Source organism: Pleurocapsa sp. FMAR1, assembly GCF_963665995.1.
GTDB lineage: Bacteria > Cyanobacteriota > Cyanobacteriia > Cyanobacteriales > Xenococcaceae > Waterburya.
Genome location: NZ_OY762512.1, coordinates 399,911 through 414,602, shown reverse-complemented (window position 1 = coordinate 414,602; position 14,692 = coordinate 399,911). Strand labels below are relative to the sequence as shown.

Below are 14,692 nucleotides of genomic sequence, written 5' to 3'. Positions count from 1 at the left end.
TTATGAGTTAGCAACTTCATAGATAAAGCTAAGGGTTGCCCAGTGATTAACATCCAAGGCATAGACATCACCATTTGGTAAAAGCTCTGGTGACACTGAACTGGCAGCGTGCAAATCTTCCATTAAAGAATTGACTACAGCTACTGGGTTAGTCACGTTTAATATCTGTTCTTGGTCTAGTTTAAAGGTTGGCTGGTTTGCCAAAGCCGTCAAGGTCTTGGCAAATGGTTGGACAGAAAAAACAGCATATAGAGTATTTATACCAACTGAATCCGAAACTTTCCATTTCCAAGAATCCTCTACTGATGGTACTGTCAGTTCATCCCCAGATGCAATCTCTAGATTTTTTAATTGCGTCTGGGCTTCGGCTGGTGTCGATTTAGTAGGAGTATATAGGGCAAAAATACTACTGTCAGAATTAATTCCCAAAATAAGCAGATAGAGCGGTCGATCGCTAGTATTGCTCAAAGAAAGTTGAACATCTGAACCTTTAATTAAAATCGGCACGGTACTATAGCGATCGCCAGGAAAAATTTGCTTCTTCTCGGCTGGTAATTGTTCATCCTCAGCGATCAAAGTCGTTCTGTGTAGATTGATAGGCTGCTCGGTTGTGACTGTTGATAAGCTAGCACCTGCTTTTAAGCCTGAAGAAAATTCATTGTCAGTCAGCTTGAGCCATTTAGCTGCTAGCAAATTATTAAACTGTGGCTTGAGGCGATCGATAGCAATTTTAACTGCTTCTTCATCTACACCTGTAGTTTTGCTAATTAATTCTCCTCCAGCAGTATATAAACCGTAGCTAGAAGTTTGATTTTCAGTGTTTGAATTGCCAGTTTCTTTGGCTGAAATTCGCTCGATCTTACCCAAAAGACAATCAGCGTTTTGCTCTCCCGAAGCGGTCGCCGAGTTGACCCCCGAAATATTAGCAATAGCACTAGTGGCATCTACTCGTTCAATTCTCGGCATATCGGCATCTAGGGCTAAGTTTATCCCTAAGTTACGCTCTAGCATCCGAATACTTTCGCGGACTAACTGCCCCGGAAGCGGTGAATCAACTGCTCCTGGCTGAATAAGCTTGGTTTTGCTAACCAAACCTGCTTTTGATTGAATTTGGAGTTGGGTCGCGTCTAGACCATCGGCAGATAGCAAACGCAGGCAGGAATAGACTCCATAACAGTCAAGAATTGTTGCCGGTAAACCCAAAAGTTTAACTTCAATGATGTTATTGCTGACCTTGCTAACAACTCCCGTGGCATTAGGAGCATCGCTAGTGGCTAAATAATAAGCGATCGCCGATTTCTCAGGACTATTGAGCGAGGGTTGTTGTTGCCTACCCATTGTCTGCTCGACGGTGGCTGCTGTTCTAGCCAGAGCTATTTGCACCTTATTACTGGGAGTTAAATGCCAAAGATGTTGAGTTAAAGCATGGGTAAATAGTCCTGCACTAAAGCCATTCCAATGTCTTTCTGCTGCCACTTGATTATTGCTGCTTGCAGAAAGAACAACTCCAGGCAAAGATAATAATCTTTTAGTAGGCTTAAGTCCTTTAGCCGCAAAATCACTGCGTAACTGTTCTAAAAAGATCAGCTCTTGGGGACTAGAACTCTCGGCAACTTCTGACACTGATCGCACCTTGAGGCTACCATGTTTGCTCCCAGGAGTAGTGTTAAAGCTAGTATCTAAAACAAAAGTGCATTTGGAGGTAGATAAAGACTGTGCCAATACCAGTAGAGTATCTTGCAGAATGCTATTGGCAATAGAAGTTTTTTGAGAAGGTAGCACTCCATCGACAGGTACAAAACTATTAACTAGTTTAAAGGGATCGGGATTATTTGTATCGTTTGCTGTTGCCACTGTAGACAAAGGCATCTTAATTTGACCACCGTAGCCACTAAAATGAAACACTACTACATCATCAGCTTGAGCCTGTTGAGCTAAGTGTTCGATAAAAGCAGTTTCAATATTTTCTCTGGTGGCTTGGCGATCGCATAAAGTAACAATATCTTGGGGATTAAATCCGAAACGATGAATTAATAGTTCACGTTGTAGTTCAACATCCGTCAAACAACCATCAAGATGTTCATGGTCGGGATAGCGATTAATGCCCACAAGCAAAGCCAGCTTGCGACTAGTAGATTCTGCTAAAGTTTGATGATAATTTTTAACTAAGGCTGCTAATTGACTATCTTTGTCTAAAGATGAGATTCCTGCTTCGGTTGCTCCCCAAGTAAACAAAGCCAATCCAGCCTGCTGTAGAAAAGTTCGGCGATCGAGTCCCATATCAGCTACTAGCTTTTAATATCAGCTATCAGCCTATCAGTAATAGCTGTTAAATGTTATTTAAAATCAAAAAGGTTACAGATTAAGACTACCTTAAGTATTCTCAACCTGTAACCAATTATAGTGTTTTGCCTCGGTAATTCATAATTATCTGAATCTTGCTTGAGGAGGCTATGAAGCTTTCATTGCTCTTGCTAGTTCTTCGGCAACTTTTGGACGAGAGAATTGGGGAGGAGGTGTTTTGCCTTCTCTCAGCATAGCTCTTACTTTTGTCCCTGACAAATGAATTCGCTCATCCTTAGTTGCAGGGCTAGTTTTAGCTGTTGCCATCTGTTCTGTCCGCGTACAGTAAAAAGCGTGTTCAAACTTGAGAGGTGTAATACCTAGTTCTTCTGGTGCAAATTCTCCAAAAATTTCTTGAGCATCGTAAGTTCCATAATAGTCACCTACTCCAGCATGATCGCGACCCACAATAAAATGAGTACAGCCATAGTTTTTACGAATTAAAGCGTGGAAAATGGCTTCTCTTGGTCCTGCATAGCGCATGGCAGAAGGATTAATGGCTAGAATTACTCGTTCTTGAGGAAAATAGTTTTCCATCATAATTTCGTAGCAGCGCATTCTTACATCAGCGGGAATGTCATCACTCTTTGTTGCTCCGACTAAAGGATGAAGAAACAAACCATCAACAATTTCCAAAGCACATTTAATAATGTATTCATGAGCGCGGTGAATAGGGTTACGGGTTTGAAAACCAACTACCGTTTCCCAGTTTCTTTCTTGAAACATGGCTCTAGAAGCAGCAGGATCGATTTGATACTTAGAAAACTGGGGGTGATCTTCTCTCTCTAGCAACCATATTTTGCCAGCTAAATTGATTTCTCCCTGGTCATAAATTACTTTGACTCCAGGATGTTTGTCTTCTTCCGTGCCGTAAACGTTTGTTGCCTCATGCTTCTTGTCGTAGCTATACTTTTTCCTTAGCTGCAAAACCCCAATAAATTTGCCGTCAGGATTATCTAAGCGAATTAGACTATCTACTGCTAAAGGATCGGCAACCTCTTTAGTTACCGAGAGGGTCACAGGTACAGACCAGGGTAAACCATTAGCTAAACGCATTTTTTTCACTACGCTAACATAGTCTTCTTGACCCATAAAGCCACTGAGGGGGCTAAATCCACCAATGGCGATCATAACTAGATCGGAGGTAGCTCTTTCGTCTAACTGAACTCTGGGTAAAGAGTCGGCTTTGGCTAGAAAGTCTTCTTTTTCGGCTGGGGTAGCCAAACGATCTATTAATTCACCACCGTGAGGTGCAATTAAGTCTTTACTCATAATATCTGCATCTTAATTTTTATTACTTATGCTTGGTTCAGAATGACGAAGCTAACAAGTCACAGATTACTCCGCCCTAAACGGACGGAGCCTTCTTGCTCAATAGCCTCAACGGGGGAAACCCCCGCAACGGCTTTTCGCGCTGCTGTGACCGTTGGTCAGTGAGAATAATATTTTCTCCCTGAAAACCATTTTAAATTAATTGAATATATTAATTTTTTGTTATGGTCTTAGCATTACTTGTAATCTTTATGTTAAGTAAATCATATTTTTGTAGATTATGAAACGTTTGATTTCGATTCGATTTTGGCTAGCTGTTGCCTTGTCTTTCTCACTTTCTTGCACAACGATACTGCCTAATGCCTGGGCAATGGGAGGCAAACAACCGCCTCTAAATGAACCTGCACCCGAATTTGTGTTACCTACTAACACGGGAGATGGTGATATTTCTCTTAAAGATTACCAGGGTAAATGGGTAGTACTATATTTTTACCCTCAAGATTTTACTTCTGGCTGTACCCTTGAAGCTCGACGTTTTCAACAAGATCTAGCAGAATATGAGGCAAGAGACGCACAGATTTTGGGAGTGAGCGTTGATGATGTTGATTCTCATGCTGAATTTTGCGATGCCCAGGGGCTTAAATTTCCTTTGCTAGCAGATACCAATGGCAGCGTAAGTAAAGCTTATGGCTCTTGGTTGGGAGCGATGTCCTTGAGACATACTTATCTAATCGATCCTCAAGGTATTTTACGGGAGACTTTTTTGGGAGTTAGACCTAGTATTCATAGTCAAGAAGTACTTGCTCGTTTAGACGAGTTAGAACAGGAATTATCTAGCTAAAAGTCCCAGTTATAATCGGTAGTAGTAACTTTTTATTTATTTGCAATTATAAATATAGCTGGACTTGCATGGAGTCAATAGTTGGTAAAATATTAAGCGATCGCTATCGCATTATTCGAGAACTAAGTCAGGATGATTTTAGTACCCTTTATGCAGCCGAAGATCTGACAGATGTAAACTCTCCTCAATGTCAAATTGAAAGGTTGCAGCCACTGTATGAAAGTGAAGTTTTAGGTACTCAGTCTTGGCAAAAGGTTCTTCAGGCGTTTGTCGAACAAGGTAAGATCCTCAAGAAGATTAGCCAGCATCCACAGATCCCTCAACTATTGGCTTTTTTTGAATGCGATCGCCAGTTTTATTTGGTTCAGGAACTGTTTGAGGACGAAACTTTAGAGCAAAGGTTGGAAGATTCACTTATTAATGAAGCAGAAGCTATTGAATGGTTACAAGAAATTTTGGGGATTCTCGAATTTACTCATAAAGCTAACGTAGCCCATTTAAATATTCAGCCTTCAAGTTTAATTCAGCATCAAGATGGTAGAAAGTTTTTGACTAATTTTGCAGGAATCAAAAACTCTATTTTATTCAAAAACAAACCTTTACAAACTATAGTTAATCAAGATTTTGCAGCCCCCGAACAGATAGAAGGAAAAGCCGACTTTACTACTGATATTTACGCTTTAGGAAAAACAATTATTTATGCTCTAACTGGACAAGTCTCTGAATTTATTCAGCCAAAAACACTCCCTGATGAAGACGTTCAGCAGCCTTCAACAATTGATAGTTACTCTAGTGCCGATATTAGTCCCAAACTTGCTAATATCCTTAACAAAATGGTGGGTAATCAACCATCTTTACGTTATCAGTCTGCTGCGATCGTTCTATCCGAACTAGATTTTGAGCAACAAAATGTAGTTGTCTTCCCACCACCTTTTGCATTCGATCCTCAATCGCCTCAATTTTCTGGCGAAGAAATGCCTTTTGCTGTATCGCCTAAAAGTAGAAAAACTAGGCAGAAAAGAAGTTTCCCTTTTGAATTTCCCAAAGGGATCATTTGGTTACTATTAGCACTTCCTTTTGTTACTGCCTTAATAATCATATTTATTGGCATGAACAGAAATGCTTATCAAGGCTTTATTGATTATACAAACAAAGATTATCAATTTAAGCTTAAATATCCTCAAGCATGGTCAAAAAGAGATTTAGACGATCCAATTACAGGTGAAGTAGTAGTTTTTGCTTCTCCCTAGAAACTAAAGCTGATTTATTCTTGGAGAGGGTATCTATTGCTGTTGAATATTTACCTTCTGAATCAACTACCTTAAAACAGTATGGTCAGACTGTTTTTAAGCGGATAAAACAAAATAGGGCAAACAACATCGAAATAGATGAAAACCGCAAAACTAAAATCGATGAGTTTCCTGCCCGCATGATCGTTTATTCTCGTAAAGAAAGAGGATTGCAGTTAAGGCAAATGGAGGTATTTATAATTAAGAACAACCAAGTCTATATTGCTATTTATACTGCCGAAAAAGCTAAGTATTCTAAATTTTTAGAAACAGCAGAAAAAATCATTGATTCTTGGGAAATAAATTAATCATTAAACATTAGACCTCTTGCATAAGTCCCATAAATTTCGGTTGGGTTTAGGGAAAAGGCAAAAGGGAAAAGGAATTAATTTTAATTCCTAATTTATTTTTGCAAGAGGTCTATTGAACATTTATCAAATCTCTAAAGTAAAAGTGTTCAGCGGTTCTAACTGATTGGGAATACTAATGGCTGAATGTAACTGCCAAGCTGAATGCTTTTAAGCTTTCTAATCCTAACTGTTGCAAAGTCAACTTTAGGAAAAATAGTTGGAGATTTCTTGGGCAATTTGAGTTGCACCATCTTTGGCTAAACGCTCGGTTTTTCTAGGAGGCAGCATAGCTTGATTTAAAAAGTTCCAGTTTTCCTTGAAAAACTCTTCTGTAGAAATAATTTGATGATGAGAATAGTCTTGTATGGCTTCGAGCAACACTGACGCTTCAGCAAAGTCTTGGCGGGTTAGAGAGACAATAGGCAAGTCACAACATAAGGCTTCGGAAAATGTACTATAGCCTGGTTTAGAAACTATTCGTCCACAAATAGGCATAAAATCTAAAGGGCGCAGGGTATTATCTGCAACCTTGAGTAAATTTGGTAAATCTGGTGCAGTACGATCGAAGGTAATAAACTGCCAGTCAGGAAATTGCTTCAAATTATGGTAAGGAATTGACTGTAATCCTAAACCGCCAAAAGTCAGCAAAACAGTTTTCTCAGCAGGTGCTGTTAACTGAAATTTTTGTTTTATTCCCTTGCCATAACGCGGAGTACTGCCTGTTAAGCCAACATCGGTAATTTGAGGAAAAGCACTCATGGGTTCAGCTAAAGGCAGACGAAAAAGGCGATCGCTTTGACCATAATACTTGGCTATCCACTGCACCACTTCCTTAAAATCTTTTCCCCAGTCACGATAAATAAAGTCCCAGCCAAAATTGCTCATCATCCAGCAGGGAATACCCGCAGCATGAGCTATAGGAGCAGCTAAGGCGGGTATATCGGCTAACATTAGCCCCACACTATTGTCACGAATAAAATTTGCTTCTTCGGCAATAATGCTATCCTGCCGAGCAATAATTCCCTGCATTTTATTCAAGGTTGCTTGCTTATCCATAGTCAGACTATCACTTTGAATTACCCCCACATCAAAAACGCGCTGGCGGTAAACAAATTCCCCTGGCACATAAGATCTAAGTAACCATTCAGGAGCAACCGTGACAAATATTAGAGGAATGTCAGGACGTAACTGCTGCAATTTCTCGGCTACCGTTGCTGTCCGCACAGCATGACCAAAACCGTGGCTGGTTACCGCAAGATAAATAGCTGGCTGAGACATTAAACAATGAACAATTAGTTTTAGGTTTTATTATTGCCCGACATAGCGATTCAGAAAGCTTTCTAATGATTCCATTTTTATAGCAAAGACAGATTCTAGGCGCGCAATCTCATCATTAGTACAGAAAAATTCATGTGCCAAAAGAGTCCGTAATGTACCTAATGATTTATTTAACTGTGGATTAATGAAACCTACCCCTGCACGCAGACCATCAAATAACTGTAGAGGTGGATTAATGACAATTGGCTCACGATTAAACAAACGCGCAAAAATCCGCGGAATATCTTCTCTTTTAAGAATATCGGAACCTCCTACCGCAAAAATTTGATTCTTTGCTGCCTCAATCTGAGTCGAAGCGATCGCAATCTTAGCCAAATCATCGGTACTAACTATAGAGGAGCGATTTTGCTGATCGCCAATCGAGAAATAAATCCCCGTATCTCGAAATCTCTCTGCCAAGGGAATTAAATTATTAGCAAAACCTGAAGGACGTAGAATTGTATAGTTTAAGCCACTAGCAGCAAGATATTTTTCTACTTCGCGTTTGGCTTTAAAGGTAGCCGAATCTTGATAACCTCGGTCAACTCCTAAAACAGAAATAAAGACAAAGTGTTCTACCTCATTAGCCACAGCCTGATCGATTAAATCAACATTAGCTCGGTAGTCTAGAGCTTGAGCATCACTACCAGAGCCATGACTACTAATAATGTATTTAATATCCCGACAAGCTTTGACGATATCTCTCTCTTGTTTTAAGTCGCCAATAAAAATTTCTGCTCCTCGATCTTCTAATTCACCATAATGGGAAGCAAGACGAACAAAAGCTTTGACAGGCTCATTATTTTCTCTCAATTGTCTGACGATTCTGCGTCCTAAAGATCCTGTTGCGCCTGTGACTAAATACATTGCAATACCTTTTTTTAGAGCTAATAGCTTCTTATTTATCAAGTTTAACTAAAAACTAATTGAGCAAGCAATTGAACCAGAATTAAGATCAATTGCTCCTCAAAACAATTTTGACAGACTACTAAGCTTAAAGCTTTTAAAATAATCTACTTATTAAGCAAAGTCATTAAAGCTATAAACGCGATCGCTATTGCCAAAATAGAATGCCTCTAAGTTTTCTACATCTTTAAATAATATTTTTTTGACATAACACTTGCTTTAGCCAAAACAATTTGACGCTAAAAAGACTATTTATAGCAAACTAATTATCTGTTAAGCAGATCGTATTTATTGTCAAGCTAAGATAAAAAAATCATTTTAAAAATAAATTAGCAGTAAAGATTTGATGTAATTTAGATAAAGCATTTCCCTTATTTGCGTATCAATCCCTGTTCCTTCATTTCTCAGTTTCTCAATTGCTCAAAAATATGACCGATTCACAAGCTATTAACCAAGCCGTCGCTAATCTTTATAATACCTATCCTTTTCCTCCCGATCCCCTTTCAGATCTCGAACCTCCTGGCTATAACTGGCGGTGGAATTGGACATCGGCATATAGTTTTTGTACGGGAATGAAGCCTGCTACTCAAGACATTCGTATTTTGGATGCAGGTTGTGGTACAGGTTCGGGTACAGATTATCTGATTCACCTCAACCCAGAAGCAGAAGTTACAGCAATTGACCTGAGTGAAAAAGCGTTAGAAATGGCAGAAGAACGTTGTAATCGTTCAGGAGTAATTGCTAAACACGCTAAACCAGTGAAGTTTTTCAATCTCAAGTTAGAAGAAGCAACAAACCTAGAAGGAGAATTTGACTTTATTAACTGTGTCGGCGTTTTGCATCATTTACCCGAACCAGAAAAGGGTATTCAGGCATTGGCGAAGAAGCTAAAGCCAGGGGGAATTTTACATATATTTGTTTATGCAGAATTAGGACGCTGGGAAATTAGCTTGATGCAAAAAGCGATCGCTCTTCTTCAAGGAGACAAGCGCGGTGACTACCGTGATGGGGTAAAAGTTGGTCGAGATATTTTTGCTAACCTACCTCAGAACAATCGCATTTTGAAGCAGGAAAAAGAAAGATGGGCATTAGAAAATCATCGCGATGAAGCCTTTGCCGATATGTATGTCCATCCCCAGGAAATTGACTATAACGTCGAGACGTTATTCGATCTAATTGATGCTTCTGGCTTGGATTTTGTCGGCTTTTCTAATCCTAAATATTGGCAGTTAGATCGTTTTTTAGGCGAATCAGCAGAATTGATGTCTAGAGCGAAAAACTTAAGCGATCGCGCCTTATATCGTTTAATAGAGTTATTAGATCCTAATTTGACTCACTATGAGTTTTTCTTAGCTAAACCACCTCTAGAAAAAGAAGATTGGTCAAGGGATCAGAAGTTAAAGGCAGCAATTCCCGAATGTAGTCCCTGTATGCAGGGGTTTCCCAGTCAAAGCTTTCTTGATTTTGAATACCAGATGGTTCACCTTTGTGATGATGAGTATCAGTTTATGCTTGCCTGTGATAAAAACAGCGAACAGCAAATTAGTGTCGGCGAGATTCTAGCTAATTGTGAGTTAGATTTAGCAGGAGTGCGATCGCTTTTTAATCGACAGTTAATTATTTTAAAGCGCAATTAAACCTGTTAACTGTTTTGAATATCAAATTATTGATGTGATTTTTGGTTTAAGGCGATCGCCATCCGCTATCATTTCACTCCTAATTTTGGGATAAACTGGAGTTAACTCCTTATATTATGAATTTAACCGTGAAGAAAAAGTAATTTTTATTGACCGCGTTGGACATCGCCGAGAGGTTTACGATTGATTGCAAAAGCATAAATAAAACCTATAAAGTTAGAGCAATGCGCTTCAGGCTAGCATAGGCGATCGCTTTTTGATAGGCAATATAGCTTTCAGCAATCTCCAACTTCAATCACTTTCCCCAGAGCAACGGTATTCAAAACGTTACGAACATCTGGCATCAGTGGAAGTAAGTCAGGAAGTCTATTGCTGGGTGCTACAAGAACAACGACTGCCACTCCAGCTTGCTGCAAATTTTGCTGATAACGCAGATTTTGATCTGTGGTTAGCAAAATCGTGAAGCTCTCTTGACTCATAAGTCGTAATAATTCACCGTTCTTTTTTCCTGACCATCCCATCTCGACAACTGTACGGATCTCGTAATCAGAAAGTTCACGTTTTAAAGGTCGTGGGACACATTCATCAAGCAGAATTCGCATAGGCTGTCAGCATTTTCTTTGCTAATTCAAGGGCTGCGATCGCCTGTTGCCGAGTGACGCTAGGAAAATGATCTAGAAATATCTCTAACGAATCGCCAGCCTCAAGATAATCAAGCAGAGTTATAATTGGCACACGAGTCCCAGCAAAGACAGGGGTTCCCCCTAGAATATCGGGATCACTGTGAACAACGCGGGATGTTAATGCCATAACAAATTCAGCCAGATGACTACCAATCTTTACTGTAATTATATTCTAAAGTCATCTGGTGGCTGTCAACTGAATGGAGATCCAGAGTTAAATTGCCTCCATTGAACATTCTTCCTGCTGCGAATTAGATTTGACCGCAGTGCGATCGCTTTTTGACAGACAGTTAATTATTTTAAGCAGTAATTAAATCTAGCGATCATCTTGAATAATAGATAGCAATGAAATAAGACTTGGTAGTATATGCTAAGTGCGAAAAATTACATACTTAGTTTTATTTAATCTGATCGAAGTTTAAGTGTCTTATGTTTTATATAATGTCACTTTCATTTACTGATTGCTACTAATCTGCTAACGTACCTAACGGGATTAAAATTAGAAAGATACCAACTAGCGCAGAAATAATCTGACCAAGTATGTTAATCTCTTCACCGCCTACTATACCCATGGGAAGAAATATCGCTCCTATCAAGAAGATAACAATAGAAAAAAGAACACCCATAATTACTAATACTCATATTTTATAAGTTGCATATTTATTGTTCCCACATAAAAACCTTAAGTAAACATAATTAAGTAAAATAAATGTTAGGAAAAATAATTTTTGTATTATGATCGCTAAATTAAACTAGTTGTTTAATGAGCTTAATAGAATGGTGAGTTGATTTTCAATAGTTCGGACAGTTTTTGAACAAAGCTCGGAAAGCCTGATTTATCGTTAGTTATTTGAGTTAAAAATAAGGTTCAAATACCTATTATTTCGTTACCGATTAAATTTTGTCCGAATCATTGATTATTGTAAATTTTTTAAGTAAAAATACTCTTTTTTTTAAAAGAATATGCCCTACATATACTTTGTTAGTTTAGTAGAGCGATCGCTCTACTAAAGACGATTATCGTAATTGAGTACCAAGACGTAAGTTTTTACCATGTAACCTATTAAGTTCAACTAAATCTCTTTTAATCGAGCATTTAGAAATTTTTAATAATTGGTTACAATACCATGATATGATCGCTGGGGACTGCGACGTAGAAGCATTGCTACTAGGTTCGTAGTAATGTCAGGTAACACCCTAGTAAACAATTGTTTGGCTAAGGTAAACTGCATAATCCATCTGGATCAGCGGTTGCTTAAATTAAGCTACATTTTATTTATGTAGCCAAATTTAGTTGCAGTAATCAAAATAAAGAATGGGTCAGCATTCGAGTAAGGTAACTTTGTCTAATCAATCTCCCGAACCATCCCAAGTTCAAGAGCAAATTACCCTTGAAGATTCTAAGTTTTTAGAAGCTCATGATTCAATGGCAGATTTCTATCAACTACAGCGATCGCTATTGTTGAATACTCTGACATTGACAGGAATAATCTTTGTTCCTGTGTGGTATTTTTTCTCTCTTAACACTGCTTTCAACTATTTGGTTGGTGCAGTTGTCGGACTTGTATATTTGAGAATGTTAGCTAAAGACGTTGAACGCCTAGGTCAACAACGCCTCGGTGCTAAGGGATTAGGACTTTTTGTCATCCTGATACTGGTCGCCAGCAAATGGCAACAGTTGCACATTCTTCCTGTCTTTCTTGGATTTCTAACTTATAAGCCAGCGATCGTTATCTACACTGTGAAGTCAATCTTTTTCTCCACAGAAAAATTAGAAAGTGACGCTTAAAATTAAGAGATTTTTAAAGAAACTACAAGAACAGTTTTAATTTAATGTTTTGTTCAATCTAGGCATATGGAAATTCTAGGTGCTTTGACTTTTCTAAATATTTATACCCTGGCAGAATTGGAAGTTGGCGAGCATTTTCTTTGGAAAATCGGCAATTTTACAGTTCACGGACAGGTTTTTCTCAACTCTTGGATTGTAATAGGTCTTTTGGTAATAGCTTCTTTAGCTGCTACTAGAAACTTGCAAAAAATCCCTAGCGGCATCCAAAATTTCATGGAATATGTCCTAGAATTTATTCGAGATTTGGTGAGAAATCAGATCGGGGAAAAAGAATATCGTGACTGGGTGCCTTTTGTCGGCACTTTGTTTTTGTTCATTTTTGTGTCAAATTGGTCAGGTGCGCTAGTGCCATGGAAACTCATTGAGTTACCGTCTGGTGAATTAGCTGCTCCCACAAATGACATTAATACAACGGTGGCTCTAGCATTGCTCACTTCCTTGGCGTATTTCTACGCTGGGTTGAAAAAGAAAGGACTAGGGTACTTCAAGCATTATATTGAACCAACTCCTATTCTTCTGCCGATCGCAATTCTAGAAGATTTCACCAAACCTCTTTCTCTAAGTTTTCGTCTTTTTGGTAATATTTTAGCTGACGAACTAGTAGTTGCTGTATTAGTGCTTTTAGTTCCGTTATTTATCCCATTACCAGTGATGGCACTAGGTTTATTTACTAGTGCGATTCAGGCTTTAGTATTTGCTACCCTTGCAGGAGCATATATACATGAGGCTTTAGTAGATCACGATTAAGAGGTTTATTTTAGAAGTAATTTAGCTTCTAGATTTTATTGAAGTGTTAAAGCAGATTATTTTTATCGCTTCACTTCATTTTTAAGTTCTTTCAGTAAATTTAAAGTAGGAAAATTTTATGGATGTTCAAGCTGCTTCCGTTATCGCTGCTGCATTAGCTATTGGTTTGGCTGCAATTGGTCCTGGTATTGGACAAGGTAACGCCTCTGGTCAAGCAGTATCAGGTATTGCCCGTCAGCCTGAAGCTGAAGGCAAAATCCGCGGTACTCTTCTGTTGACTTTGGCGTTTATGGAATCTTTGACCATCTATGGTCTAGTGGTTGCTCTAGTATTATTGTTCGCCAACCCCTTTGTATAAGCTTTTCTAAGGTCTGTGGAAATGCTAGCGTTTCCACAGACTTTGATTGTTCAATCCAATTTGCCCTATAAAAAATGTTTGATTTTGATGCGACTTTACCTTTAATGGCAGTGCAGTTTTTGCTTTTAACAGCACTGTTAAACGTAGTATTTTACAAGCCATTAATGAAGGTGCTGGATGAACGAGAAGAATATCTTCGTGGTGGCGATACTGGTTCTAAAGAAAAGTTAGCTAAAGCAGAAAGCATAGTCCAAGAATATGAGAAACAGATAGCCGATGCGCGCCGAGAATCTCAAAATCTGGTACAAAAAGCCCAAGCTGAAGCTAAAGAGATTACTGCAAGTAAAATAGCAGCGGCACAGCAAGAAGTTCAAGCCCAAAGAGAAACAGCAACTCAAGAAATAGAGCAGCAAAAAGCGACAGCTTTTGAAACTCTAGAGCAGCAAGTAGATTCTTTGTCTCGTCAAATCTTAGAAAAAATACTCGACCCAGAATTAATTAAGTAAAGCTGATTAATAGCTGGCATAAATGAAAAAAATAACAAAACTCAAGATCTGGGTATGATAGAGACTTTATTATTTCTAGCAGAAGCGCACTCAGAGGTTGAAGGCGGTTTTGGTTTAAATTTAAACATTTTTGAAACAAACCTAATCAACCTTATACTTTTAGTAGGAATACTAATTTATTTTGGTAAACCCCTACTAACCAAGATTCTGAGCGAGAGACGTTCAAAAATTGCCGAGCAAATCAAGGCAGTAGAGCAAAAACAAAAGCAAGCCGAAGTAACCCTAGCTCAAGAACAGAAGAAGCTAGAGTCAGCCAAGGAAACAGCAGCCAAGATTCGCTCCGAAGCCAAAACTAATGCTCAAAAAGCCAGAGAAACCATTCTGGCTCAAGGAGAAAAAGAGGTCGAACGCCTCAAAGAAGCAGCAGGTAAAGATCTAAGCTCCGAACAGGAAAGAGCGATCGCACAATTAAGAGAGCGTGTTGTAGCTTTAGCTCTAGAAAGTGCCAAATCCCGTGCGGGGGATGCACTCAGAAACGAATCCGAAGCACAAAGCAAGCTAATCGATAGCAGCATCGCTAAATTAGGAGGTTAA

15 protein-coding genes are annotated in these 14,692 nt (G+C 38.8%); 9 read left to right on the top strand and 6 right to left on the bottom strand.

The genetic code is table 11. The features are described from left to right. Together SLP02_RS02155 and sat are read right to left on the bottom strand one after the other, a co-directional pair. The gene (locus SLP02_RS02155; protein WP_319419011.1) at positions 1 to 2,280 is read right to left on the bottom strand and encodes a caspase family protein; all 2,280 of its coding nucleotides are present in this window, start codon (positions 2,278 to 2,280) and stop codon (positions 1 to 3) included. Positions 2,281 to 2,451: 171 nt separating this feature from the next. Beyond that, on the bottom strand, positions 2,452 to 3,615 hold the full coding sequence (sat, locus tag SLP02_RS02150) for a sulfate adenylyltransferase (protein ID WP_319419010.1): 1,164 nt from the start codon (positions 3,613 to 3,615) through the stop codon (positions 2,452 to 2,454). A gap of 280 nt (positions 3,616 to 3,895) precedes the next feature. Here sat and SLP02_RS02145 point away from each other — a divergent pair, with 280 nt between their 5' ends. The 3 genes from SLP02_RS02145 (at position 3,896) to SLP02_RS02135 (ending at position 6,053) form a co-directional block, all read left to right on the top strand. Further along, a complete protein-coding gene (locus SLP02_RS02145; RefSeq protein ID WP_319419009.1) occupies positions 3,896 to 4,456 on the top strand; it encodes a peroxiredoxin in 561 nt (186 codons plus the stop codon). Positions 4,457 to 4,524: 68 nt separating this feature from the next. Then, positions 4,525 to 5,706 (top strand): serine/threonine protein kinase, encoded by a 1,182-nt coding sequence (locus tag SLP02_RS02140; RefSeq protein WP_319419008.1) that lies wholly within the window; start codon positions 4,525 to 4,527, stop codon positions 5,704 to 5,706. Between the two features lie 20 nt (positions 5,707 to 5,726). Beyond that, the gene (locus tag SLP02_RS02135) at positions 5,727 to 6,053 is read left to right on the top strand and encodes a PsbP-related protein (protein WP_319419007.1); all 327 of its coding nucleotides are present in this window, start codon (positions 5,727 to 5,729) and stop codon (positions 6,051 to 6,053) included. Between the two features lie 246 nt (positions 6,054 to 6,299). Here the strand turns inward: SLP02_RS02135 and SLP02_RS02130 are convergent, their stop codons facing one another. After that, complete coding sequence (locus tag SLP02_RS02130; protein WP_319419006.1) at positions 6,300 to 7,373, bottom strand: glycosyl transferase; 1,074 nt, start codon at positions 7,371 to 7,373, stop codon at positions 6,300 to 6,302. Between the two features lie 30 nt (positions 7,374 to 7,403). Then, positions 7,404 to 8,279, bottom strand: a complete 876-nt coding sequence (locus tag SLP02_RS02125) for an SDR family oxidoreductase (protein WP_319419005.1) — start codon at positions 8,277 to 8,279, stop codon at positions 7,404 to 7,406. Between the two features lie 467 nt (positions 8,280 to 8,746). Here SLP02_RS02125 and SLP02_RS02120 point away from each other — a divergent pair, with 467 nt between their 5' ends. Then, entirely contained in the window at positions 8,747 to 9,955 is a 1,209-nt protein-coding gene (locus tag SLP02_RS02120; RefSeq protein ID WP_319419004.1) for a class I SAM-dependent methyltransferase, read from the top strand. A gap of 275 nt (positions 9,956 to 10,230) precedes the next feature. Here the strand turns inward: SLP02_RS02120 and SLP02_RS02115 are convergent, their stop codons facing one another. Both SLP02_RS02115 and SLP02_RS02110 read right to left on the bottom strand, forming a co-directional pair. Beyond that, the gene (locus SLP02_RS02115; protein ID WP_319419003.1) at positions 10,231 to 10,557 is read right to left on the bottom strand and encodes a DUF5615 family PIN-like protein; all 327 of its coding nucleotides are present in this window, start codon (positions 10,555 to 10,557) and stop codon (positions 10,231 to 10,233) included. Next, positions 10,541 to 10,765: a DUF433 domain-containing protein gene (locus tag SLP02_RS02110; RefSeq protein ID WP_319419002.1), complete on the bottom strand. Its 225-nt coding sequence runs from the start codon at positions 10,763 to 10,765 to the stop codon at positions 10,541 to 10,543. Before SLP02_RS02110 ends, SLP02_RS02115 begins: the two co-directional genes overlap by 17 nt. A gap of 1,299 nt (positions 10,766 to 12,064) precedes the next feature. Between SLP02_RS02110 and SLP02_RS02105 the strand changes: the two genes are divergently transcribed. The 5 genes from SLP02_RS02105 (at position 12,065) to SLP02_RS02085 (ending at position 14,692) form a co-directional block, all read left to right on the top strand. Next, positions 12,065 to 12,427 (top strand): ATP synthase subunit I, encoded by a 363-nt coding sequence (locus SLP02_RS02105; protein WP_413467309.1) that lies wholly within the window; start codon positions 12,065 to 12,067, stop codon positions 12,425 to 12,427. 66 nt (positions 12,428 to 12,493) lie between these two features. Beyond that, positions 12,494 to 13,234 (top strand): F0F1 ATP synthase subunit A, encoded by a 741-nt coding sequence (gene atpB, locus SLP02_RS02100; protein WP_319419000.1) that lies wholly within the window; start codon positions 12,494 to 12,496, stop codon positions 13,232 to 13,234. A 118-nt stretch (positions 13,235 to 13,352) separates the two neighbouring features. After that, positions 13,353 to 13,592: an ATP synthase F0 subunit C gene (gene atpE, locus SLP02_RS02095; RefSeq protein ID WP_319418999.1), complete on the top strand. Its 240-nt coding sequence runs from the start codon at positions 13,353 to 13,355 to the stop codon at positions 13,590 to 13,592. A gap of 74 nt (positions 13,593 to 13,666) precedes the next feature. Then, positions 13,667 to 14,098, top strand: coding sequence for a F0F1 ATP synthase subunit B' (locus SLP02_RS02090; protein WP_319418998.1), 432 nt, complete (start codon positions 13,667 to 13,669; stop codon positions 14,096 to 14,098). Positions 14,099 to 14,152: 54 nt separating this feature from the next. Next, on the top strand, positions 14,153 to 14,692 hold the full coding sequence (locus SLP02_RS02085; RefSeq protein ID WP_319418997.1) for a F0F1 ATP synthase subunit B: 540 nt from the start codon (positions 14,153 to 14,155) through the stop codon (positions 14,690 to 14,692).